The sequence below is a fragment of the Flavobacterium glycines genome (assembly GCF_900100165.1).
Lineage (GTDB): Bacteria > Bacteroidota > Bacteroidia > Flavobacteriales > Flavobacteriaceae > Flavobacterium > Flavobacterium glycines.
Genome location: NZ_FNEO01000001.1, coordinates 1 through 25,545 on the forward strand (window position 1 = coordinate 1; position 25,545 = coordinate 25,545).

The following is a 25,545-nucleotide window of genomic DNA, read 5'->3' on the forward strand; positions in this document are numbered from 1 at the left end:
TGCGGGGTGCAAATGTAACATCTGTTTTTAAATCTCACAAACTTTTTTAAACCTTTTTTTTAGAAATTAATTTCTAATTTGATTTGTTAGTTTGTCAGTATTTTAAAGAACGTCTGCGTTGTTGCGGGTGCAAAAGTAGAACCTTTATTCGTTTTAACAATAGCTTTTCTAAACTATTTTTTAATTATTTTTTAATCAACTGAAAACGTGAAACTTATTTTTTGAGTTTTTTAGCCTTTGTAGGATTTTAGATGGATGAATACCCTGTTTTATGGTTTTTTCACAAAGATTCTCTAAGAAAACACAGAGGCTCGCTAAGGAGCTTTCTCTAATTTAAAGCTCAAATACTGTTTTTTACCCAAATCCCCTAGCCCTGATAGAAGCGAAAATCCTTTCCTGACGACCTTTAGTCATGAAAGATTGCAGCGGATAGCAGGAAATAGCTCCAAAAAACAAAGACTAAAACAGTAACAAAACACCATTTTAGTCTCTCTATAAAATATAATGAGAACTTAACTAATCGAATCGAATTGCTTTTACAGGAGTAATTTTAGTAATAATATAGGACGGAATCAACAAAACCAGGAAACAAACCCCAACCGTCAGCACATTCAACAATATGATATAAACAATATTTATATCTACCGGAGCCTGGTTAACATAGTAATTCTCCGGATTAAGCTCGACAATTCCAAAATACTTTTGAATAAGAAGAATACTAACACCTATTAAATTCCCCCAAAACAAACCTCGAAAAATTAAATAAGAAGCATTATACAAAAACGTTTTTCGGATTGACCAGTTACTCGCGCCTATTGCTTTTAAAATACCAATCATTTGCGTTCGCTCCAAAATCAAAACCAATAACGCTACAACCATATTTATAGTAGCCACCAATATCATTACAATAAGAATGACCACAATATTAAAGTCGAACAATTGAAGCCATTCAAAAATATAATTGTATTTCTCAACTATGGTCTGCGAATCTAAGGTTGAACCGGTATGCTCATAAACCTGCTCCCCAATAGCACTGATATTATCAAAATTATTTACAAAAACCTCAAAAGCACCTACCTGATCCGGTTTCCATTTATTGATTCGCTGAATATGACGAATATCCCCCAACACATAAGTCGCATCAAATTCCTGAAAACCTGAATTAAAAATCCCAACAATTTTAAACCTTCTTATATTAGGTAATTTATTTTGCCCCTCTTTCATAAAGAAGGTATTAAACTCATCGCCTACTTTAAGTTTTAACCTATTGGCTAAAAATTGAGAAATCAACACTTCTGAATTCAGACTTACAGCTAAATTAGGTAACCTTCCCGAAATAAGATACTCCTTTATATTATCCCATTTATAATCGGCACCGACTCCTTTAAAAACAATTCCTTCGAAAGCTTCAGCCGTTCTGATAATCCCAGCCTTACTGGCAACAGCCTGAACATGGCTCACTTCGGTCACCGAACTAAATTTAGGATAAAACTTTTGACTTTTAGAAACCGGAACTAAAGTAGCATCCGATTGATTATTGTCGTAATTAGCAATAATAATATGTCCGTTGAATGCGGAAATTTTTTCTCTGATCTTTTGTTGAAGTCCAATACCCGTCGCCACAGACACAATCATCATAATCATTCCGATGGCAATAGCCGAAATTGCAATCTTTATAATAGGTGCAGAAATACTGCTTTTATTATCTTTAGCAGTAATAAGTCTTTTGGCAATGAAATATTCTAAATTCAATGGATATGATTTCAAATTTGGTGTTCAAAAATACAGCTTTATTCTTAGCCGTTCGCAAATCCCAACATATTAAATAAAGTAAAACCTATAATTAAAGAGGCATTTTCTTTTTCATCTCCTCTACAATATTATATACCGCAGGACAAATAGGAATATTTTTCAAAGTAATATTAGAAATTTGCTGAAACTTCTTCCTATCGGTATGCGGAAATTCTCTGCAAGCTTTTGGACGGACATCATAAATAAAGCAGGTATTATCCGAATCCAAAAAAGCACAAGGAACAGTTTGTAAAACATAATCTTTATCTTCATCAATGCGAAGATATTGTTCAATAAACTGCTGTGGTTTTTGTCTGAGATGTTTCGAAATTCGCTCAATATCGGCAGAAGTAAACAACGGACCTGTCGTTTTACAACAATTAGCACACTCTAAACAATCTGTTTTTCTAAATTCAGCATCATGTAAATCCTGCATTACATAATCTAAATTCTTTGGCGTTTTCTTTTTAAGCTTATCAAAATACTTTTTATTTTCAAGTTGCTTATCTTTGGCCAGTTTTCCGAGATCGTTTAAAGATGGTTTGAGCATTTGTGTTTAATTATTCGTTTATTCGAAAATAACGCAGCAAAATTACTCAAATCCAATAAACAAATTAGCACTTTACCCAACAAACTATTATGAAAGACCTATTTGGCAAAGCCATTCTTGACTACCAAACCAATAATTCCCCAGAAGATTTAATTACCGAAACCACTATTTCAGAGGAAGACGAAATGAGTGTTGCTTATTTATTTCGAAATTTCGACGCAATGCCTATCATTGAACAAAAGGCTTTACAGCTAGCCAAAGGAAAAGTTCTGGATGTTGGTGCTGGCGCAGGTAGTCATAGTTTATATTTACAAAATGAGAGGAATTTAGACACGACTGCAATTGACATTTCTGCAAACGCCATAAAATCATGTCAACTTCGTGGTGTAAAAAAAGCTTTTGTTCAGGATATTCTAACTTTAGAAAATGAAAAATACGACAGCATTTTACTTTTAATGAATGGAACGGGGATTTTTGGAACTTTAAAAAATACTCCTAAATTTCTTCAAAAATTAAAATCGCTATTAAATCCCGGAGGACAAATTTTAATTGACAGTTCCGATATCATTTATATGTTTGACGAAGATGAAGACGGCGCATACGAAGTCCCCGCCAATGGCTACTACGGAGAACTGGAATTTACAATTAGCTACAAAGGAGAAAAAGAAGATTCATTCCCCTGGCTTTACCTGGACTTCAACACACTTCAAAATGCCGCAAATGACAATGGATTGCAATGCGAATTGATTTCAGAAGGAGAACATTATGATTATTTAGCACGATTGTTTTAATTTTTTTCCAATAAAAAAGCCAAGTAAATTTTACTTGGCTTTACTATTTTAAGGAATATTCAAATACTTATGTGTTTGTAACGAAACTCTCCATTTTGGATTATTCATCACATAATCTACAATTAAAGGAGTCATTTCTTCTTTTTTACTCCATTCAGGTTGCAAAAACAAAATAGCATTATCATTTACCAATTCCGCCTGTTCTTCTGCAAAAATAAAATCATGTTTATTGTAAATAATCACTTTTAATTCATTAGCAGCCGAATAAACCGTATCAGTAGGTAATTTATTTTTTTTAGGTGAAAGACAAATCCAATCCCATGTTCCCGAGAGCGGATAAGCTCCTGAGGTCTCTATATGCACTTTCATGTTTTTTTCTTTCAATTTAGAAGTCAACAAACTCATATCCCAAGTCAAAGGTTCACCTCCGGTAACAACTACTGTATCGGCATATTTACTGGCATTATCAACAATCTGAGAAACAGCTGTAGGCGGATGTAACTCAGCATTCCAACTTTCTTTAACATCACACCAATGACAACCCACATCGCAACCACCAATCCTGATAAAATAAGCCGCTGTCCCTGTATGAAATCCCTCCCCTTGTATAGTATAAAATTCCTCCATCAAAGGCAACATAGCCCCTTTGTTTACTTCTAATTGAATTTCTTTTGATAGCATTTCTATAATTTAAGCTGCAAAGATAACCAATTTGCAAAGAGATTATTTAATTTATCAATAGCTTAACAAATGCGCATAAAAAAAATGCTGCCTCATTAATGAGACAGCATCTTCCATATTTTCAAAAAACAATTATTGAAGTGTTTTCAAAGACTGAGTAGCATATTTATTAGCCGGATCCAAAGCAAGAGTTTTATTAAAATGCTCAATTGCTTTTGGCTTATCAAAGTTTGCATATCCTGCAGCCATTGTATTATAAGCCTCAATTAATTTCGTTTTTACAGCAGGTTTAGCAAGCTCTTCAGCACCTTTTGCAGTAACATGATCAATGTATTCCTGATAATATTTAATCATCGCCTGATCATCTTCTAACAAACTATTTGTTCTTGCACGAGAAAGATATGCATCAACAGTATCTGGAGACGCTTCTAAAACATTTGCATAAGCAGCATCTGCTTTTTTCAATGCCGCCATATCTCTTTCAGCAACAACTTTTCCTGCATTAGAAAAATAAATAGCGTTACCTAAATAAAAATTATCAATTAAAAACGTTCTGCTTTCTTTGTAAGAAGTTGCTAATTCAAGGATAGCGGCCGCTTCTTTGAACATTTTTTTCTCATAGAATTTTTTACCTAAATCGCCTAAACCATCTGCCACAGCAGGTTCAAGTTCAACTGCTTTTTTAATAAAACCTATTCCTTCTGCATATAAAGCAGGATCTACAGCTGTACCTTCAGGATTAGTTGCTTTTTTAATCTTTGCCTGTCCCAAATACAAATAATCTAAAGCGATTACCTTATTAGACGGATTGTTAACAAAATCCTGTAAAGAAGAAATAGCCGCATCATTATTACCATTTTCAAAAGCAGCATAACCTAAATACCTGTAGATTCTAGGATTCACATTATCCAATTCCTTCATTTTATTCGCCTCAATTTCCAAAGCTTTATAGTCTTTAGCTAAAATCAAGAAATCAGCGTGACGCATACGAGAAGCCAATGAATAATCAGTAAGTGACATGTATTTTTCATAATAAGTCAAAGCTTGCTTAATATATTGGTCGTAACGACCAGGAACATTAAGAGCCCAATAGTAATACGTTTGAGCCAATTCTCTATAAACCGGACCATAGTTAGGACTTAAAGCAATCACTTCGTTATAAGCAGCAACAGCTTCCTGATACGCTTTTGCCCCTTTCAACAACACACCTAATTGCATTTTAGCTCTAATCAAAGTATTATCTGCCTGAAAAGCATTACGATATGATGTAAACGCTTCATTTTGATTTTTATCTCCATAAAACGCATCACCCAAAGCCAAAAGAACCTGAGGCTCAGTTGGGTTTTTCTCTTTAGCTAATGCTAAAGTTGCTAAAGCAGCCTTGTAATCAGGATGAGAATTATTCATATAAGCTTTAGCGATATAGATGTATTCATCAAAATCCTTTTTACGTGCCTGACTTTTTGCCAATTCGAATTTTGCTTTCGCAGCAGCTGCATCGTTATTCTCCAAATCAATTTGACCTAATCCAATATTGTTAAAATGTGCAGCATCTTTAGCCTTCAATCCTTCATTAAAAGTAATTTTAGCCGAATCAATTACATTTTGATTCAAATAAATATTTCCTAAAAGAAAATAAGCTTTTCCCTCAGCAGGGTCTGCTTTTATAATTGATTTTAAAGATGTTTTTGCTTTTTGAAATTGCTCAGCGTCAATTTGTTTTTTTACTTCATTAATATCTTGTGCATGTAACACAGAAGCCGAAGCAAATAAAGTAAGACTTAAAAATTTAAATTTATTCATTGTAACTTTATTTAATTTATTCATTTTCATTAATTCGTTTCTCTTTATTATTTAATTCTATTTTTTATCAGGATTTTTCTACCCGGCATAGCCGATGGTAACATTCCGGATTTTAAAACAATTCTTTGCCCAATTTCTCCCGCTAAGAAAGATGCAAATCCCATTCCTAAGCCCGAAGTTCCCTGACAATTAATAATAAACAAATCACGTGCCAAAGGATAAGTCCCTTCTGCAAGATTATTTTGAGTAGGCGCAAAATAAGATTTTTTATTTAAACCCTCTACGTTTAAAACGTTAATATTAGTTAAATAATTTTTAATATTCGACGTTGGCTGTAATAACCAATTAACACCAACCACACCAATCATACCTTCATTTTCAGCAACAAACTTAACGACTTCTTCATTCGATTTAAAAGAATAAACATCTTTTTGAGGCATTTCTTTTACAGCCGCAAGCTCAGTCAAATAACGAACGGTACTTGAATTAGGATTATCAAACACCAAACCCTTTATCTTCGATTGTGCATCACCTTTCAAAAAAGAAACAACATCTTTTAAAGCAACTAAAGTATCTAAATCTTTTGCGTTAGAAATAAAAGCTATCGCATCGGTTGCAAATTTTGTTACCCTCGGCTTAATTTTAAAACGCTCAAAAAACTTAGTTTCTGTAGTATCCAATGGTCTTGAAAGAATAACCACACCCGAAGTATCCTTCATAAAAGATTGGATTAATTCTTTTTCTGACTTAGCAACAAGTGTAATCTTAGCATTATAAGTACTTTCAAAAACAGCAATTTGATCTTCAATTAAAGGCTTTACAGTCTCATCTACTAAAATAGTTACTTTCCCTTTAAGAATAGTCTCTTTGTCTTGTTTAGAGCCAGATTGTTTACAAGAAATAAATAACCCAGAAACAAAAACAAAAGACACTGTCAACAGCAAAATTAATTTTCTCATTCCTCTTCTTTATTATCATTAATAATCCTTAAGCAACGAATAAAAGCATAAATTATCAAAAGAGCTCCAAAAGCCAATCTATAATTAAGTGGCAGAGCTATCGGAAAATTATCCATAAAGATAACTATAAGCCCTAAAATAAAATAGAGAATAAAAAACAATATGCCTATAACGAGAAGAAATCGCTCTTTGAGCGATTTCTTCTGAATATTTGTGATAAATCTCTTCAACATTATTCTCCCGAAGTTATACTAATTGGCAAAGAGTAAAGTACCCTTACTGGTTTTCCATTTTGAATACCCGGATTCCATTTTGGACATCTTTGCAATACTCTGATTGCTTCTTTACCTGTTCCGTAACCTATATCTCTTAATACTTTAATATCTGTTAATGAACCATCTTTTTCAACTACGAAAGTAACGTATACTTTACCTTTCAAACCTTCTTCTTCAGGTGTACGGTAATTTTTACCCACAAAAGAATAAAACTTATCCATACCACCAGGGAATTCCGGTTTTACTTCAATACCTGCAGTGTTATAAACCTGATCATCAACCTCCTCAACCACTTGACTGGTTTTTGGACCTGTTCCTGCCGGAGCAACAGTTAATACTGCATCAGGATCACCTTTAATATTTTCAGTACCTGTTTTTTTATCTTTGATTTCTTCAATCTTAGGCGGTTCTTCTACAACCTCTTCAGCTTTTGCTACCACTGGCTTAACAAACTTCACCTGATCAACTGCCGGTGGCGGTGGTGGTGGTGGTGGTGCATTTAACTTAGGCGGTTCTACTTTTTTTGGAGGCAACTTCACATTAGTAAGCTTAACCTCTTTAAGTGAATTGTCTTCGTCATCTGTTGATTTCGGAATCAAACTGATAATAAGAGGAGCACTAACTGCCAAACTAAAGAAGAAAGCACCAATAAGCAGCGCTTTAATAGTAGTCTTACGGTTAGATTTTCTTAACTCGTAAGCTCCATAGAGTTTATTACGACCCTCGAAAACAATTTCAACCCATTGGTTTTTTAATATATCTAATTTCATTTTTCTTAATTATTAGGTTATTAAGAAAATAAGATTGCTCTTATTTCCCTTCTAACAATTTTTGTTCCTCAGGTAAAAAATCATTAACGATTGTATAAGTAGGAATAGAAGATATAGCCATTTCATCTAAAATATCAACTACATTCTTGTAATTTGATTTTTTACCAGGTTTGATAATTACAATCATCCCTTGCTCTGGTTTACCTTTTGCAGCTGTATAAGCAGCAACATCTTTTTTCCTTTTAATCAACTCTTTACGAATCCCGTCTTTACCATAGGCAATAAGTTTTGGCGCCATAGGATTATTAATTAATCCCATGTAAAAGTACATTTTATCACCACCTCCTAACAAAACGGTCATTGTACGATTTTCATCTACTTTCATATCCTCAGTCTTATCCTTCGGATCCTTATCTGGCAAACCCAAACTCATCGCTTGAGGTTTTGACAACGAAGTAGTAAGCATAAAGAAAGTGATAAGCAAGAACGCTAAATCCACCATGGCAGTTAAATCTACCTTCGAATTTTGCTTTTTACTTCTTACCTTGCCGCCTTTACCACCACCACTGTCGCCGGTATTTAATTCAGCCATTTTAGTATATTTTTTTTAATTAAAAATCTTTTCCTCTTAACCCTGTTACTAAACTGAAGGAATTGATATGTTGATCTTGCAAAATATCCATTACTTTTTTAATAACCGGATACTCCTCTTTAGCATCTCCCTTAATGGCAATTTGTAATTCTTGCTTGCTACCTTTTGCATTATTAAATTCATTGTTAGCAATACGAGCATTATAAACCCACTCTTTTACTTGATTATTCAATGAATCCATTGGAATACCAGGTTGATCTGCTTTCACACGATCAGAAGCCTTCATGTCAAGTATTTGCTTAAGATTTTGAATTGGTACACCAAAATCAGTCATCAAAGCGAACTTTTCTTTATCTTCTTCAGAAAAAGTAACACCAAACTTATCCCCCATTAACTCAAGGGTTCTCTTACGAACATCTCTACCTTTCAAATCAAAGAAAACTCTATCTTTTCCATCTTTTTTACCAACAGTTAATGTTGCCAAATCAGACTCAGGTAATTTTGTTTGTACAGTAGAAGCAGGTGTATCCACAGGCAATGCCTCAGGAACTTTAGCTGTAGCTGTCAAAATAAAGAAGGTAAGCAAAAGAAACGCAACGTCACACATCGCAGTCATATCTGTCGATGTCGACTTCTTTTTCATTTTTATTTTAGCCATTCTTTTTATTTTTTATTTTGATACAATATTATCTATATCAAAAATGATTATTGTTTCAAACTTCCTCTGAATTTTCTGTAAGTATTAACGATTGTAGTACCTGCCTCATCAATAGAGTAAGTTAAATCATCAATTTTTGCAGTAAAGAAGTTGTAAGCAACAATTGCTAAAATAGAAGTAGAGATACCTGTTGCAGTATTGATAAGTGCCTCAGAGATACCTGTTGCAAGTGCAGCTTGGTCAGGAGTTCCAGCAGAAGCTAACGCACCAAACGCTTTAATCATACCAGATACAGTTCCTAATAATCCTCCAAGAGTTCCTAACGATACTAAAGAAGAAATAATAGTCATGTTTTTCTCTAACATTGGCATTTCAAGAGAAGTAACCTCTTCGATTTCTTTATGAATAGTTTCAGAAGCTTCCTCACTGTTGAATCCTTCTTTCTTAACATCTTGATATTTAACTAAAGCTGATTTAATTGCATTTGCAACAGAACCTTGTTGTTTATCACAAGCAGCAATAGCCTCTTCAATATGACCACCTTTAATACTTGCCTGAACATTTGACATAAAAGCATCTAAATTTCCTTTTCCAGCAGCTTTAGTAATTACGAAGAATCTCTCAATAGAGAAAGTAATTACCATTAATAACATACCTAATAAAACTGGTACAATGAATCCTCCTTTGTAAACTTGTCCTAAAGTATTAATTGGATGTCCTGTTTCCGGATTTCCTCCTTCAAAGTTAGCAGGTGATCCCATGATAAATTTCCAAATCACAACTCCCACCGACACACATAATAAAATAATGATTCCTGAAATCATTCCTCCTCCTTTTGAACTGCTTTCTTTTTTAACGTTTGCCATTTTTTTTAAAATTTTAATAGTTTTAAATAATTTATATTAGTTATAATTAACTTGTAGTCCCGCAAATTTATACGTTTCGTTCAAATAAAAAAATTTTTTTTCATTATATTCAAATTAACTAATCGCAAATTAACACCTGAAAAATATAACCATTGTTTTTTTATCAATTTCACTGTATTTTTTCAAAGATATTGACAAAATAATTAATTAAATTGCAACTTTAAGCATCAATATCTCAACAACTAAAATCTTAACCAAAAAACACTATTTTTCAACATTTAACAAAAAAAAAGGCTTAAAATTACAGTAAACATTAAATTACTGAGTTAAAAAAAACACATTAATTATAATTAAAAAACTTAAAAATACCCTTAGTTTATGAATACGACTGAAAAATTCATTGAAGAAATCAATATGGGATACCAATCAAAAGGAGATAGCATCCTTTTAGGCGGAGCTATTTTAAACGGTCAGGCCATAAATAACGCTCATATAAAAATACCATTAAAAACATTAAACAGACACGGACTTATTGCAGGAGCGACCGGAACCGGAAAAACCAAAACCATCCAAGTCTTATCCGAACAATTATCTTCATTCGGCATACCGGTATTAATGATGGATATTAAAGGTGATTTCAGTGGCATAGCCAAAGCAGGAGAAGAGAAACCTTTTATCACTGAAAGACATCAAAAAATCAATATTCCCTATCAAAGCGCCAGCTTTCCTGTAGAATTACTAAGCTTATCCGAACAAAGCGGAGTCCGTCTTCGGGCAACCGTTTCTGAGTTTGGTCCCGTTTTATTTTCCCGAATACTCGATTTAAACGACACACAAGCTGGTGTAGTTGCCATCATATTTAAATATTGTGATGACAATAAAATGCCATTACTTGATTTAAAAGATTTCAAAAAAGTCATCAACTTTATAACAGAAGAAGGCAAAGAAGAAATCACAGAAAGTTACGGAAAAATATCAACTTCTACAACAGGAATCATTCTTAGAAAAATTATCGAATTAGAACAACAAAGTGGCGAACTGTTTTTTGGCGAAATGTCTTTTGATATTGATGACCTCATGCGAATTGATGAAAACGGCAAAGGCTACGTTAATATCCTTCGGCTAAACGATATACAGGACAAACCCAAACTATTTTCCACCTTCATGCTTAGCTTACTTGCCGAAATATACCAACAAATGCCTGAAAAAGGAGATGTTGATCAACCGGAACTGGTTATCTTTATCGACGAAGCTCACTTAATATTTAAAGAAGCCAGCAAAGCACTTTTAGAACAAATCGAAACTATTGTAAAACTAATTCGTTCTAAAGGAATTGGAATTTATTTCATTACTCAAAATCCTATGGATGTTCCTAGCGGGATATTGGCACAATTAGGTCTAAAAATCCAACACGCCCTAAGAGCATTTACCGCTAATGACAGACAAGCCATAAAACAAACCGCAGATAATTATCCAAGTTCAGAATTTTACAACACCAGCGAACTATTAACGAGCCTCGGAATCGGAGAAGCTCTGGTAACAGCCCTAAGCGAAAAAGGAATTCCTACCCCATTAGCCGCAACAATGTTAAGAGCACCTATGAGCCGAATGGATGTTTTGACAGAAAGCGAAATTCAGGAAATCAACAGTAAATCGAAATTGGTAAAAAAATACAGCGAAAACATCGATCGCGAAAGTGCGTACGAGATGCTGAACAAAAAAATCACAACTATAGAAGAAGAAAACACTAAAAAAGAAGAGACAGAGAACAAAACAACTTCCAACCAACCAAGCGCTTCGGAAGTGGTTGGAAAATCAGTTTTAAAAGTACTTACGAGTGCTACATTTATCCGTGGTGCGTTTGGAATCCTTTCTAAATTCATGAAAAAATAAAGCAACAGCAATAATCAATGGTAATTTCAAAAATCTATCTCAAATTTGGAATTGCCATTGTTTTTTTGAAATTGATATTCTTTTTTTCATATTGTTATTGACTTTTTGATATTGAAATTGCCATTGATTATTGCTATTGAGATTGCAATAATTCTAAAATTTTATTTTCGACTTCGGGAAAATTCCAAATATTCTCTATGTTCTCCATTCTTAAAACTTCTTCCATAATTGCATTTTGAAAATCGCCAATTGCTAAAGCCTCTACATAAGGACGATCACTAAAAGTTACTCTGCTATACAATGGAACCCATTTATCCGGATGCTTATCCGAAAACCATTTCTCAATTTTCTTTTGCAACAAAAACTTATCATCCGCAGTCTTAGTACTCATTTCCAGAAAATTTCGATACGAAAGTTCTGCAATTGCATCGGCATTTGGTTTACGAGATTTTTCATACTCTGAAAAAACTTTCTCCCAATCATCTCCGTATACCAACATCATTTCATAAAGCACCGTAATATCTTCAAAACCTGCATTCATTCCCTGCCCATAAAAAGGAACAATTGCATGACAAGCATCACCTATTAAAGCAATTTTATCAGTATAAGTCCAGGGAAAACACTTCATTGTCACCAAAGTACTTGTGGGATTCCTGAAAAAGTCTTCAGCCAAATTTGGGATTACATCTACTGAATCAGAAAAATTCTTTTCAAAGAATGCTTCTACTTCTTTTCTATCTGTCAAAGAAGCAAATGAATTTTCTCCTTCAAACGGCATAAACAATGTACAAGTAAAACTTCCGTCTAAATTAGACAACGCTATCAGCATATATTCGCCGCGAGGCCAAATATGGAAAGAATTTTTATCCAATTTATGAGAACCATCTGCATTAGCAGGAATATGCAATTCTTTATAACCAATATTTAAAAACTCCTGAGAATAATTAAACATACTTTGACGCTGCATACGATGACGAATTCTCGAAAAAGCACCATCCGCTCCAAAAACCATATCGTACTTACGATCTTCCCATTCTCCTCTTTCAGTTTCTCCAATATGCAAAGTTGCAGAAGCCAAAGTAACATCCCAAATTTTTTGTTCAAAGAAAAACTCAGCACCAGCAGATTCAGCAAGATCAATCATCTTACGATTTAAAGTTCCCCGCGAAATAGAATAAATAGATTCTCCTTCCTGACCGTAATTTTGAAATTTAAGACTATCTACAAGATGAATTGCCCGCTTATCCATAGGAATAGCAATTTCACGCACGGCATCTCCCACTCCTACCCCATCAAGCGCTTTCCATCCACGGTTTGACATAGCTAAATTAATAGAACGACCAGAGAATTGTATTTTTCTAATATCCGGACTTCTATCATAAACATGAACCGTATGCCCAGATTTTTTTAGATAAATAGCTAATAAAGAACCTACTAAACCAGAACCTACAACCGCTATTTTTTTAGAAGTCTGCATTTTTTCATGTATAAAAAGTTAAACAAAATTACTGATTTATTATTGGAGCATCATCCAAAAACACCAGTTTTCGTTGCACAAACACAAAACCAAACCTCTTCCATCAGCTAGCTAAACTTTTCAACCTCAAAAAAATAATAGACAAGCTTAAAAGCATATATGACATTTATCAGTTTTTAAGCAAATGATTATTACAAACTTTGCACAAACTATTAATGAAGGTATGAACATGACTAAAAATCCACAACCATTACACAACTTCCATATTCCGGTTATGGGGCTTGCTTACACAATAGACAGTCCCATAAGAGTGGCACATTATGGGATTTCTTCTGTGATTTCGATTGCAGATGATGAGTTGATAGAAAAAATGAATGCATTCTATCACGAAAAATTCAATCTCCCATATCAAGAAATATCAAAAAAAGTAGCTGATTACAGAGCTAAAAGAATCACTTCTTATTTAAACTTAGTTGACAAAATTGTAAAAGAAAAATTCGATAATTTTAAAAACGAATTAGTTGAAAGCAAAGAAGCTTTAGAAAACTACATTGCTATCTTACCCAACAAATCTGAAATCAAAAAAGGGCTGCAATCCTTTATTGAAGAAGGAATGAATTGGAAAGAAAACGTTAAAAGCTATATTGAAAAACACTTGTCAGCAGGTGCTATTGATGTCAACATTATGACAAAATTAGACAAAGACAACTTTGAAAAGAACGAACAATTACCTGTTATTTACAACGACGCTCACGCAGCATTAAGAGGATTCGCTAATAGCACAACTAATTCTTCAATTGTACTTTCGGCAGGAATGAATCCAAGATTATATAGTTACTTTGAAAATTTTGAAGATTTCTACCCAGACGAGAACAACCATTTAAAAAAGAAAATCACTTTAAAAGTAAGCGACTTCCGTTCGGCAATGATACAAGGAAATTTCTTAGCTAAAAAAGGCCTTTGGGTTTCAGAATACCGCATCGAATCAGGATTAAATTGTGGCGGACATGCGTTTGCAACAGAGGGGTTTTTATTAGGACCAATTTTAGAAGAATTCAAACAAAAGAAAGAACAACTTATCCAATCGGCACATGAACTAATGATTAAATCATTGGAACAAAAAGGAAAAAGAATTCCAGACAAACCATTAGAATTAAAAATTACGGTTCAGGGAGGAGTTGGAACTTCAGAGGAACACGATTTTTTATTGAATTACTATAATGTTGACTCTGTAGGCTGGGGTTCACCATTTCTATTAGTTCCCGAAGCTACCTCGGTAGATCAGGCAACCCGCAACTTATTAATTAATGCAAAAGAGGAAGATTTATATTTAAGTCAAATTTCTCCTTTAGGAGTACCTTTTAACACTTTAAGAGGTACGACAAATGAAAAAATAAAACAAAGACGCATCCAAGAAAGTAAAGCAGGAAGTTCGTGTCCTAAAAAATTTCTTGCACTAAATAAAGATGCTGAAGGAAACGGAATTTGCACGGCTTCTAAAAAATACCAGGATTACAAATTAGAAGAATTGGAAGCAAATAAAAACAACATTTCTTTAGAAAATTACGAAAAAACAAAACAAACCATAACGGAAAAATCGTGTCTTTGTGTTGGTTTAGCCAATGCTTCCTATTTAGAAAACAACATCAAAATAAAAGGACAAGACCAAGGTGTGGTTGTTTGTCCGGGACCCAACATGGCCTATTTTGATCAGGAAGTTTCACTTTCTAAAATGATTCAGCATATTTATGGAAATACCTCAGTTTTGAGAAATCCCAATCGACCACATTTTTTTGTAAAAGAATTAAAAATGTACATTGCTTACCTGAAGAATGACATCCAAACTATTAGCGAGGAAATCAACAATGCCAAAACCAAAAAATTAGAAGCATTTAAAGCCAATCTTCTTGAAGGCATCAACTATTACCAAACGCTTTTTGCTGCAATTCCTAATTTTGAGACCATCAAACAGGAAATTACTAAGCAAATTGAAGGCTATAAAAATGAAATCAACGCTATTGAGATTCCAAAACTACAAATGGCTTAAAAACAAGAAGTCCCTTAAAATTATTTTAAGGGACTTTTACTTTTTACATTTAGAAGATTATTTATTTAAAATTCCTCTTTTTAATATTTGTCCAAAGTTATACATATCTTCAAAAGAACAATACAGCGGAACAGGTGCCAATCGAATAACATTAGGCTCTCTCCAATCCACAATCACACCATTTTTCATTAGATAATCAAATAGACTACGCCCTTCGCCATGAAGAAAAACAGATAATTGACAGGCTCTTTCGGAAGGATTTGACGGTGTAATAATTTCAAAACTGCTGCTTACTTCTTTATCAATTTCACTCAAAATAAATTCCAAATAAGCTGTAATCTTATCTCTTTTTTCAATTAAGGCATCCATTCCAATTTCGGCAAACATTTCTACCGAAGCCAGATAAGGTGCTAAAGACAATACAGGCAAATTACTAATTTGCCAGCCATCGGCTCCTTGAATCGGATCAAAAGCCGGTTCCATTTTAAAACGACGTTCTTTATTATGTCCCCACCATCCGGCAAACCTTGGCAAATCAGGATTATTATGATGTTTCTCATTTACAAAACAACCCGAAGCATTTCCAGGTCCTGAATTCATGTATTTATAACTGCACCAGGCAGCAAAATCTACGCCCCAATTATGCAATTCCAGCTTAACATTTCCAGCTGCGTGAGCCAAATCCCAACCTACATAAGCTCCTGCTTTATGTCCCGCTGCTGTGACAGACTCCATATCAAAAACCTGACCTGTATAATAATTCACTCCCCCTATTAAAACCAAAGCCAACTCATCACCTACTTCATTAATTTTAGCGATTATATCTTCTGTTCGAATATTATGTTCTCCGTCACGTCTCTTGATTTCAACAATAGCTTCTTCTGATTTAAAACCATGAAAATTCACCTGACTTTGAAACATATATTGATCCGAAGGAAAGGCTTTTTCTTCGCAAATAATTTTAAATCTCGTTTTTGTAGGTCGGTAAAAAGACACCATCAACAGATGAAGATTCACCGTAAGCGTATTCATTACAGTAACTTCTGCAGGTTTTGCTCCTACTATTTGACTCAAGGGTTTAGCAAAACGTTCCTGATAATCCCACCATGGCTTCCCTGCATAAAAATGACCTTCAACAGCCAGATTAGCCCAGTCATTCATTATTTCATCCACATAAGCTTTAGTCCGCTTAGGCTGCAGACCTAAGGAGTTTCCAGCAAAATAGATGACTTGTTTATCATTAACTTTTGGAAAATAAAATTCGTTCCTGTATTTATACAGGCTATCCTGAGCATCTAATTTTTGTGCGAAAGCTTTAGTGTTTTCAAAAACCATACTGTTCTTTGCGTTTATTTTGTAAAAGTAAAAAAGAAAATCAAGAATAAGTCTAAGCTATAAAAATGACTATAAACAAAAAAACTCGTCAGTAATTGACGAGTCTTTTTTATGAATTAACCTTTTATGGTGATTATAGAATTAACATTGCATCACCGTAAGAATAGAATTTATATTTTTCTTTAATTGCTTCTTCATAAGCTTTCTTCATTAAATCATGTCCGCAAAAAGCAGAAATCATCATCAATAAAGTTGATTTTGGCGTATGAAAATTAGTAATCATACAGTTAGCCACACTAAAATCATGTGGAGGAAAGATAAACTTGTTAGTCCATCCTTCGTATGGATTCAAAGTGTTTTGTGAAGAAACTGAACTTTCAATAGCACGCATAGAAGTGGTTCCTACAGCACAAACACGTTTTCTTTTTGCTTTAGCCTCATTAACAATATCACAAGCTTCCTGAGTAATTTTCAATTCCTCAGAATCCATTTTGTGTTTGGATAAATCTTCTACCTCAACTGGGTTGAAAGTTCCCAAACCTACGTGAAGCGTTACTTCAGCAAAATTCACTCCTTTTATTTCTAAACGTTTCAATAAATGTTTAGAAAAGTGCAATCCTGCGGTTGGCGCAGCAACAGCTCCTTCTTCTTTAGCATAAATAGTTTGGTAACGCTCAGCATCTTCCGGAGTCACTTCTCTATTGATATATTTAGGAATTGGAGTTTCTCCAAGTTCCGTCAATTTATTTCTGAATTCTTCATAAGAACCATCGTAAAGGAAACGTAAAGTTCTTCCACGAGAAGTGGTATTATCAATAACCTCAGCAACTAATGAATCATCATCGCCGAAATACAATTTATTTCCAATTCTGATTTTACGAGCCGGATCTACTAATACATCCCAAAGACGTTGTTCAGCATTTAATTCTCTAAGCAAAAAAACTTCGATTCTTGCCCCGGTTTTTTCTTTGTTACCATATAAACGAGCAGGAAAAACTTTAGTATTGTTCAAAATCATTACATCTCCATCATCAAAATACTCGATAATATCTTTGAACATTCTGTGCTCAATGGTTTGTTTTTTTCTATCTATTACCATTAAACGAGCTTCGTCTCTGTTTTCTGCCGGAAATTCAGCTAAAAGTTCCTTTGGTAAGTCAAAATTAAAATGTGATAATTTCATTCAAAAAAGTTATAAGTTATGAATTATAAGACTTAAGTTTTGATTCTTAGTATTATAATCGGCTGCAAATATACGATTGTCAAATAGGCGATGTCAAGTATTTTGTTGTTTAATTTAAAATTAAAACAACAAAAGCCCAAAGCATCAATGTTTTAAGGATGCAACGAAAATGATTAACCTATTAAATCCGAAACTTTGTAGCCTAATTTTTCCATATCAGTCCAAAAATCAGGATACGATTTAGAAACTACATCGGCATTTTCGATAATAATTGGTACTTTTAATGCTAAAGGAGCAAAAGCCATTGCCATTCTATGATCATTATAAGTTCCAATTTTTACGTTAGAATTAATGTCTGAAGTAGCCACAAGAGTAAGGCTATCATTCGTAACAGAAATATTAGCTCCGAGTTTACTTAATTCAATTCGCAAAGCTTCCAATCTATCGGTTTCTTTAATTTTTAAAGTATGAAGTCCTGTAAGGTGACAACCTATTCCTAAACCAAGACAAGTAACTACGATCGTTTGAGCAATATCAGGTGTATTATTCAAATCGAAAGTAACGTCTTGATGTTTAAATTTTTTATTTTTAGTTAAAGTAATTGTATTTCCGTTAAAATGCGTTTCTACCCCCATTTCTTTATAAATAGAAACTAAAGCTGAATCACCCTGTAAACTAGATTGTTTGTAGCTACTTAAAGTAATCTCAGCTTCTTCAGACAAAGCAGCTAAACTAAAGAAGTATGAAGCAGAACTCCAATCGGATTCTACAGTCATTACTTTTGATTCCACCTCTTGTTTTGGATACACTTTAATAACATTTCCTTCAAAACTCGTTTGAATGTTCAAATCATTCAACAAAGCCAATGTCATTTTAATATAAGGAATAGAAGTAATCTCGCCTTCTAAAGTCAACTCAATACCATTTTCTAATTTTGGTGCAACTAATAATAAAGCCGAAATATACTGACTGCTCACATTAGCCGCCATTGTCACTTTAGACTGGGTGATTTTTTGTCCTTTAATTTTAATTGGCGGATAACCTTCTTCTTTTAAGAAAGAAATATCAGCTCCTAATTGACGTAAAGCTTCCACTAAAATTTTAACAGGACGTTCCTGCATACGGCTGGAACCTGTTAAAATCACTTCACGACCTTCTTTTACAGCAAAATAAGCCGTAAGAAAACGCATTGCTGTTCCGGCATGATGGATATCTACTACTTCTTCATTTCCGCTTAATGCCATTTGCATCACTTCGCTATCGTCAGAATTAGAAGTATTACTTAAGGTAATATTAGGAAATAATGCCTGCAAAAGTAACAATCTGTTGGTTTCACTTTTAGATCCTGTTACTTCTATTTTAGCATTTAATTTAGAATATGTTGTTTGTAGTAGTAAATTCATTTTTTAAATTATTAGGGATGAATTATTTGTTATTGCCTAAGACTTTTAACATAAATAATTTGAGGGCGCAATTTAGCACTCCCAATTCACAATTCATAATTCACAACTAATAATTATTTCAATTTTTCATTGTTTTTATGTCGGTCTTTATCACGAACAGATTTTAAATCCATTTTTTTATCAAAAGCAGCCTGCAAATCGATTCCTGTTTGATTAGCCAAACATAAAACCACAAAAACCACATCGGCTAATTCTTCTCCTAAATCTTTGCTCTTATCACTTTCTTTCTCAGACTGTTCACCATAACGACGGGCAATAATTCGGGCTACCTCCCCTACCTCTTCGGTAAGCTGAGCCATATTAGTCAATTCATTAAAATAACGAACACCGTGTTCTTTTATCCAGGTATCTACGTCTAACTGGGCGTTTTTAAGGTCCATTCTATATTTTTTTTAATACTATTTTTTCTTTTTGTTTATCTACTATTTTTTGGTAGAAATCTTTAAGCATGGAATAATCCTCAGCGGAAACAATTGATTTTTTCAATTCTGATTGTACAGCTATTTGAATTCGATTTTGATTTTTTTCTAAAATACATTTAAAAACCAAAGCACCATCACCTGCCGACAAATTTATTCCTTTTGGTATTGATTCCACCTCAAAACCTTCAGGTATTTCAATATTTATGGTATATTTTTTCTGAGTAGGATATCCAAAATAAACAGGCATCTTTCTATTCTCCTGAAAAAATGGATTTCTATTAGTTGTAAAAAACAACAAAGGATTTATAAAAAACTCTTTTCCAATAATCTCCGTATGATTCACAGACTGAAATGAAAAACTTTCATCTACAGGTTGCAATAAATCAGCATTCTTATTTTTCACTTCATAGTTACTGATTTCAATACCATTATATAAATTCTCCATTTTTTCTATATAATTATCTGCATTTGCCTGAGCATATTTATCTCTGTAACTATAGGCTTCATAATTTGTTTTACGACTTCGTAAATTACCCGTAATTTTTCCGGAATCATCCACTTTTACAACAACACTACAATTTAGAACTGATGGCATTGTAGGCAACAAATTAACTTCTTTTGAAGTCCCGTCTTGTTGTATTAAACGTCCCGTCCAATTTAGAGTGTTTAGAGGCAAAACATTTTGTGTAGTAAATTTATGTGTTGCATCCAGTAAAACTTGTTGACCATCAATATCAGCCATTGCCACTACATAATTAAAGACTGTGCGACCGGGATAAACCGGAACGCCATTATTTATAGTACTTAATAAAACAGGATCCGTATTTATTCCTGCCAATCTCAACATTGAAATTAATATAAAATTAATTTCAGCCACATTCCCTGTTCTTTCCTGATAAGCCTTAACAACTCCTTTATCTGTATAATATCCATAATCCTTATTCCAATTCATTTTTTCCTGAACAAACTTAAAAATTTTTCTAAGCCTTTCTTCTTTCGAATCTTCACTATTAAGAATCAATTTTACATCATTAATTAAAAAATCTTTTTGCTCCAGTTCCTTACCAAAATCTTTATTTTCAAAAATAGTTTTAGCTACTCCTTCCCAAGTTATAGCATAATCTTTAACCGGTTGCCCCGGAAAACGTGTTCTTTCCAATTCATTATGAAGCGAGCATTGATAATTTTTTACATTATCTACATATTCTTCTTCTTTCAAAGCAGGAATATCTTTAGCAATATAACTACTGCTAATTTGTTTATATGTCATAGTATTCGTTTGCCCGTATTGATTGTCAAAATTTACCGATCCCTGTTCCATCTTAGATTCGGTCTTCACATCTATATACCCTTTTAGAATAGTTTTATAGATATAATATTCCGGAATTTCTGTTTTATACTCCGCATAATTCACCGGAATAGTGTATTGAAAATCACAAACAGGAAATTGTCCTAAATTTTCAGATTTTAACAAATAACTAAACTCAACAATAGAACCTGCTTTGACATTTGGCATTGACAATTTTGCCATTTTCCAGTTATCATTTAACTTCGTTTTGAAAATACCCTCATTACCCAATTTGGTTTTTACAATAACTCCTCCTTCTAGATTATAAGTTACTGCATCATGAAATCTTAAATTTTCCTCATTCAAATTTTCATAACCTACATAATAGGGCACTTCAAAATTGGCCCAATTCAAACCTTCTTTTTTATATATTTTAATCCTATACGTAAATTCATGGTTCATAACAAACCCACTCTTTTCGTTATAAGTAAAAAAAGTTCTTCCTTTTTTATAAAGGATGGCTGCTGCTGCACTAGTATCAACCGAATGCTTTTTTGCCTGCAGTTCAGTAACAGTAACTTTATCAAGTTTAAGTGCTTGTGCTTTTACCGAAGTCGCTATTAAAAAAACAACTAAAACTATTTTAAAACTATATAACTTCATAGGACTAAATTTTTTTCAGGACAATTTTCTCGTTTTGCTTTTCTATACTTTTTTGGAAAAAATCTTTCAATACCTGATAGTATTCAGGAGTAACAATTGGAGAATAAATATCCGATGTAGAGACTATTTGGATTACACCATTATTATTACCAATAACAAATTTATACATTCCTATATTTTCACCTCCATCAACAGTCATTGCTTTAGGCAAAGATTCTACTTCATAACCTTCAGGAATTTTAAGAGTTATACTATACTTTTCTTGAATTGGATATCCAAAATCAACCGGATACTCTCTTACTTCCTGCTTAAAAGGATTCTCTCTGAGACTAAAGAAAATCAAAGGTGAAAGATATATTTTATTATTGATAATCTCAGCCGTTTTAGTGTCTTTGAAAGTATAATTTTCTATTATTGGCTTTGCCAAATCCAACTCATTTTCCCGCACATAATCATTAATTTCAATATTATTATTTTTATTCTCCAGCGATTCTAAATAGGCATCTTTATTCGTAACAATATGATTTTGTCTAAATCGCAATGCCTCATGATTAGCATGATACAGCTTTACTTTCCCATTTATAACCCCATGATTGTCTACATCTAAAGCTACATTTGCAAATTCTTTAGAATTCACCTTAGGCATCAAGTCTACATCTTCAGAACTTCCATTTTTTCGTATTAGTCGTCCAGACCAATTCAAATCTCTTAAAGGCAAAACATTTGGCACGGAATATTTTTCAGTTGCATCCATTAATATTAATCCTTTATCCGTTTCTACAGCTGAAATAACATAATTAAAAGCTGTTCGATTTGGAAAAAAAGAGATTCCATTAGAACGCGTACTTAGCAATACAGGATTAGCATTAAGCTCAGAATAACGCAACATAGCTGTAAGCATTAAGTTAATATCGGCAACATTACCAACTCCCGTTTTATAGGCTTTCCTAACTCCTTCTTCACATGAATAACCATGATAACCATTCCATTTTACCTTAGTTTTAACAAAAGTAAATATTACAGCTATCTTTTCTTCTACCGAAGTTATCCCTTTAAGAATCTGATTTAAATCTTCTTCAAAATAACCTGTTTTATTTAATTCCAGACCAAAATCTTCATAATCATAAATTGTTTTAACCACTGCATCCCAATTTGTTGAATACATTTTAGGCATCGAATTAGGAAACTGAGTCATAGACAACTCTTGCTCTAAACTTGTGGTATAATTTCTAATATTATTAACGAAAGACTCTTCTTTAATTGCAGGCATATTTTCAACCAAATAAGTAGTTCTGGTTTCTGTATAAGGTATATCCTCACTGCTAAAATTAGTTCTGGTTGCACTAAATCCAGCCTCTGACACCCTAACTTTACTATCAATTCTTAATGACTTATTGTGTTTCTCAACAGTTACTTTTGGGCTAATAAAACCTTTCAAATTGGTATTATAAACAAAATATTCAGGGATAGAATTGATATATTCCGAATAATTCACAGGAATGTCTGATTGAAAATACCAATCTCTTGGATTTCCAATATTAGGCGAATGCAACACATATTCATACTCAATAACAGAACCTTCTTTTACATTAGGCATTACTATTTTTTTTTGCCCCCAATACTTGTTAATTACCTCATCAAATTCACCATCACTTTTAAGCTTTGTTTTTTCAATCTTGCCGTCTACTAAATTATAAGTCGCAACTTCTGAAAATGACACTTTTTCTCTTGAGTTATTAACTAAATAATAACGTAAGGTTTTATTAGCCAAATCATACCCCCCTTTTTTGTAAATCTTAATCCTTGCTCTAACTACCAATTCAATTTCAAAACCGTTCTCTTGGTTGTATACCAATTTATTCTCTGCCTTTTCAAAAAGCACAGCTGCAACTGCCGAAGAATCTTTTGGATGTACTTTTTCTTTTAATTCCTGGAGAGATACTTTTCCTAATCTAAAATCCTGAGCATTGGAAGTACAAACAACTATAAAAGCTGTAAATACAGTTAGTAAAAATTTGGGTTTCATATTGGTTTAAATCTTGGTTAGTATAATTTTAGCATTATCATTTCTTGAAATTTGTTCCATAAAAAGACGATAATCTTCATATTCTGCACTGGAATAAACTCCTTTATTTACAAGTAAACTACGTTTATATACCAAAGAGCCATCTTCTTTTTTAACGACTTCCGTTTTACATTCACCAAATTTCCCTTTCAGCTCGAAATTATCAGGCAAAAACTCAATCTTGTAACCTTTAGGCAAAGCTACATTGACTTCATCGGTATCCAGATAACCTCTTTGGATTTCAAATGGACTTTTCCGATTTCGCACTCTCTTAACTGAATTTGAATTCAAATTATAGACATTTACAACAAACATCATTTTGCCATTTAAAACACTACCGTAATTCTTAGCGCTTATTTGCACATTCTCTGTAAATTGAATTTTTTCTTTATCATTAGAAAAGGAACTCTTTTCAATTTTTAAATTATTGATATGATCCCAATATTCTTTATAATGCTCTTCTTTTTCAACAGGCTGCAACTTTTCTACATTAGTTTTATGACCATACTGAGCCCCGGAAGACATCATTTTAATATTCCCCGTCAAATCTCCTTCTTCAGTTAACACATAACTCCCAATACTATTTTGACAATTCCCATTATCTTCATAATTCTTAGTTCTTACAATTTCTCCTCCTTCAGGCTTAATGATTAAAACATCTCTATCGTCGGTAAAATTAGCCTGATATCCAAAAGGATCATCTTGACTGGTACATTCTAAAAAAGTATAATTATTACCATTAGGAATAGCAAGAATAATATGATTCCCTTGTGTTGAAACAAAATCTGAAACAATATCAATCTTATATCGATCTCCATAAACTTTTGTGTAAAAAGATTGTACACCTACAGCCTCTAATAATGCTTTAGTATAATTAGACAATGCCTTACAATCACCATAACCTAAGCGATCTACATCTTTAGCAGACATAGGCATCCATCCACCAATTCCTTCCTGAATACTAACATATCTAACTTTTTGTTGAACATAATTATATATAAGTTTTGCCTTCGCAATTGGATCTTTTTCATTACCCACAAGTGCAATCATTTTATTTTTAGTTTCTTCTGACAATTCATTTTTGCCTTCTAATATTTTACTATTCCACCATTTACCAAACTCAATCCAAGAAGTTGCATTTCCATCAATCCCTTCTAAATTAAAAATCTCTAACCCCAACATTACTCTTGGAAAAAGAAGAGATTGCGAAGCATAAGGTTCTGACTTAAGTGCTGGAATGTTTGACGCTGAATACGACAACTGAGTAGCAGTATCAGTAGTCTTTTGAATAGTAAAATTTGAAAAATTGATTTCTTTTTTCTTAAATCCTAAATTATTTGGATAGCTAATATTAAAAATACTTTTTTCAACACTAACATAGAATTCCGAAACAGGATACCATTTAGGAATAAAAGCCGTATTTGAAGTAGCAACTTCACTTTGATAAACTATGGTAAAAGGATAATTTACAGGAGTATAATCTAAAAACAAAACCCTATTATCAGAAAACAATGTACCTTCTCCGGCAGCACTTTGGTCTTTAAAATCTTTTCGCTTTATCCTTTTTATTTCATTACCAAAAACATCATAGACTACGGCTTCAATAGATTTAACAGTAGTTGTTTTATCATAGTTTTCATAACCATTAACTGCACTTAAACCTTTTTGGTTCAAAACAGTAATAGCCCGATAAGTTTTGACATTCATACTCCTTTGTGAAGCAATATTGATGTCTGTCTTTTCAAGACGAACAACAGCATTAGCATTATCTTTTAATTCTTCTGCAATTGCAGCAATTGGGTATTCACTCTTTTGTGCACAAACTGTGCACGAAAAAACAGCCACTAAGGCTATTATAACATTTTTTATATTCATTTATAATTAAGGAATTAAAACCATAGCAGAGAAACACAAATTATAAATCCATCTATAGACTTACACTTTGTGTTTTTGGTCATTTTAATTTTTCGTGG

The 25,545-nt window shown here is 33.1% G+C and carries 20 protein-coding genes; 3 read left to right on the top strand and 17 right to left on the bottom strand.

The genetic code is table 11. The features are described 5' to 3' along the window. Window positions 1–516: 516 nt before the first annotated feature. Together BLR17_RS00005 and BLR17_RS00010 are read right to left on the bottom strand one after the other, a co-directional pair. Entirely contained in the window at window positions 517–1,752 is a 1,236-nt protein-coding gene (locus BLR17_RS00005) for an ABC transporter permease (protein WP_066328735.1), read from the bottom strand. A gap of 91 nt (window positions 1,753–1,843) precedes the next feature. After that, window positions 1,844–2,341 (bottom strand): YkgJ family cysteine cluster protein, encoded by a 498-nt coding sequence (locus BLR17_RS00010; protein ID WP_066328733.1) that lies wholly within the window; start codon window positions 2,339–2,341, stop codon window positions 1,844–1,846. Between the two features lie 89 nt (window positions 2,342–2,430). Here BLR17_RS00010 and BLR17_RS00015 point away from each other — a divergent pair, with 89 nt between their 5' ends. Beyond that, a complete protein-coding gene (locus BLR17_RS00015) occupies window positions 2,431–3,132 on the top strand; it encodes a class I SAM-dependent methyltransferase (protein WP_066328731.1) in 702 nt (233 codons plus the stop codon). 48 nt (window positions 3,133–3,180) lie between these two features. Here the strand turns inward: BLR17_RS00015 and BLR17_RS00020 are convergent, their stop codons facing one another. The 7 genes from BLR17_RS00020 to BLR17_RS00055 form a co-directional block, all read right to left on the bottom strand. Next, window positions 3,181–3,813 carry a 7-carboxy-7-deazaguanine synthase QueE gene (locus BLR17_RS00020; protein ID WP_066328729.1) on the bottom strand — a complete coding sequence of 211 codons (633 nt, stop codon included), beginning with the start codon at window positions 3,811–3,813 and terminating at the stop codon, window positions 3,181–3,183. A gap of 132 nt (window positions 3,814–3,945) precedes the next feature. Further along, window positions 3,946–5,616 (bottom strand): tetratricopeptide repeat protein, encoded by a 1,671-nt coding sequence (locus BLR17_RS00025; RefSeq protein ID WP_066328751.1) that lies wholly within the window; start codon window positions 5,614–5,616, stop codon window positions 3,946–3,948. Window positions 5,617–5,663: 47 nt separating this feature from the next. Further along, complete coding sequence (locus BLR17_RS00030; RefSeq protein ID WP_066328727.1) at window positions 5,664–6,575, bottom strand: PstS family phosphate ABC transporter substrate-binding protein; 912 nt, start codon at window positions 6,573–6,575, stop codon at window positions 5,664–5,666. A gap of 232 nt (window positions 6,576–6,807) precedes the next feature. Then, window positions 6,808–7,620 (bottom strand): energy transducer TonB, encoded by an 813-nt coding sequence (locus BLR17_RS00040; RefSeq protein ID WP_066328724.1) that lies wholly within the window; start codon window positions 7,618–7,620, stop codon window positions 6,808–6,810. A 40-nt stretch (window positions 7,621–7,660) separates the two neighbouring features. Further along, entirely contained in the window at window positions 7,661–8,212 is a 552-nt protein-coding gene (locus tag BLR17_RS00045) for an ExbD/TolR family protein (RefSeq protein WP_066328723.1), read from the bottom strand. A 19-nt stretch (window positions 8,213–8,231) separates the two neighbouring features. Further along, the gene (locus BLR17_RS00050) at window positions 8,232–8,870 is read right to left on the bottom strand and encodes an ExbD/TolR family protein (RefSeq protein ID WP_066328721.1); all 639 of its coding nucleotides are present in this window, start codon (window positions 8,868–8,870) and stop codon (window positions 8,232–8,234) included. A 47-nt stretch (window positions 8,871–8,917) separates the two neighbouring features. Next, entirely contained in the window at window positions 8,918–9,736 is an 819-nt protein-coding gene (locus tag BLR17_RS00055; protein ID WP_066328720.1) for a MotA/TolQ/ExbB proton channel family protein, read from the bottom strand. Between the two features lie 378 nt (window positions 9,737–10,114). Between BLR17_RS00055 and BLR17_RS00060 the strand changes: the two genes are divergently transcribed. Next, window positions 10,115–11,629, top strand: coding sequence for a helicase HerA-like domain-containing protein (locus BLR17_RS00060; protein ID WP_066328719.1), 1,515 nt, complete (start codon window positions 10,115–10,117; stop codon window positions 11,627–11,629). A gap of 133 nt (window positions 11,630–11,762) precedes the next feature. Here the strand turns inward: BLR17_RS00060 and BLR17_RS00065 are convergent, their stop codons facing one another. Then, the gene (locus BLR17_RS00065) at window positions 11,763–13,106 is read right to left on the bottom strand and encodes an FAD-dependent oxidoreductase (RefSeq protein ID WP_066328717.1); all 1,344 of its coding nucleotides are present in this window, start codon (window positions 13,104–13,106) and stop codon (window positions 11,763–11,765) included. Between the two features lie 229 nt (window positions 13,107–13,335). On the opposite strand from BLR17_RS00065, the gene BLR17_RS00070 reads away from it, so the two are divergent. Continuing rightward, a complete protein-coding gene (locus tag BLR17_RS00070) occupies window positions 13,336–15,153 on the top strand; it encodes a hypothetical protein (protein ID WP_066328748.1) in 1,818 nt (605 codons plus the stop codon). Between the two features lie 57 nt (window positions 15,154–15,210). On the opposite strand, the gene kynU is transcribed toward BLR17_RS00070, so the two are convergent. The 7 genes from kynU to BLR17_RS00105 all read right to left on the bottom strand — a co-directional run bounded on the left by kynU (window position 15,211) and on the right by BLR17_RS00105 (window position 25,447). Next, window positions 15,211–16,488 carry a kynureninase gene (kynU, locus tag BLR17_RS00075; RefSeq protein ID WP_066328716.1) on the bottom strand — a complete coding sequence of 426 codons (1,278 nt, stop codon included), beginning with the start codon at window positions 16,486–16,488 and terminating at the stop codon, window positions 15,211–15,213. 133 nt (window positions 16,489–16,621) lie between these two features. Continuing rightward, window positions 16,622–17,671 carry a tRNA preQ1(34) S-adenosylmethionine ribosyltransferase-isomerase QueA gene (gene queA, locus BLR17_RS00080; protein WP_066328715.1) on the bottom strand — a complete coding sequence of 350 codons (1,050 nt, stop codon included), beginning with the start codon at window positions 17,669–17,671 and terminating at the stop codon, window positions 16,622–16,624. Between the two features lie 173 nt (window positions 17,672–17,844). After that, window positions 17,845–19,074, bottom strand: coding sequence for a 3-phosphoshikimate 1-carboxyvinyltransferase (gene aroA / locus BLR17_RS00085; protein ID WP_066328714.1), 1,230 nt, complete (start codon window positions 19,072–19,074; stop codon window positions 17,845–17,847). 113 nt (window positions 19,075–19,187) lie between these two features. Beyond that, the gene (locus BLR17_RS00090) at window positions 19,188–19,514 is read right to left on the bottom strand and encodes a nucleotide pyrophosphohydrolase (protein WP_066328713.1); all 327 of its coding nucleotides are present in this window, start codon (window positions 19,512–19,514) and stop codon (window positions 19,188–19,190) included. 1 nt (window position 19,515) lies between these two features. After that, on the bottom strand, window positions 19,516–21,507 hold the full coding sequence (locus BLR17_RS00095; protein WP_066328712.1) for a DUF3857 domain-containing protein: 1,992 nt from the start codon (window positions 21,505–21,507) through the stop codon (window positions 19,516–19,518). A gap of 4 nt (window positions 21,508–21,511) precedes the next feature. Continuing rightward, a complete protein-coding gene (locus tag BLR17_RS00100) occupies window positions 21,512–23,533 on the bottom strand; it encodes a DUF3857 domain-containing protein (protein ID WP_066328711.1) in 2,022 nt (673 codons plus the stop codon). 6 nt (window positions 23,534–23,539) lie between these two features. Then, a complete protein-coding gene (locus BLR17_RS00105) occupies window positions 23,540–25,447 on the bottom strand; it encodes a DUF3857 domain-containing protein (protein WP_066328710.1) in 1,908 nt (635 codons plus the stop codon). Window positions 25,448–25,545: the final 98 nt, after the last annotated feature.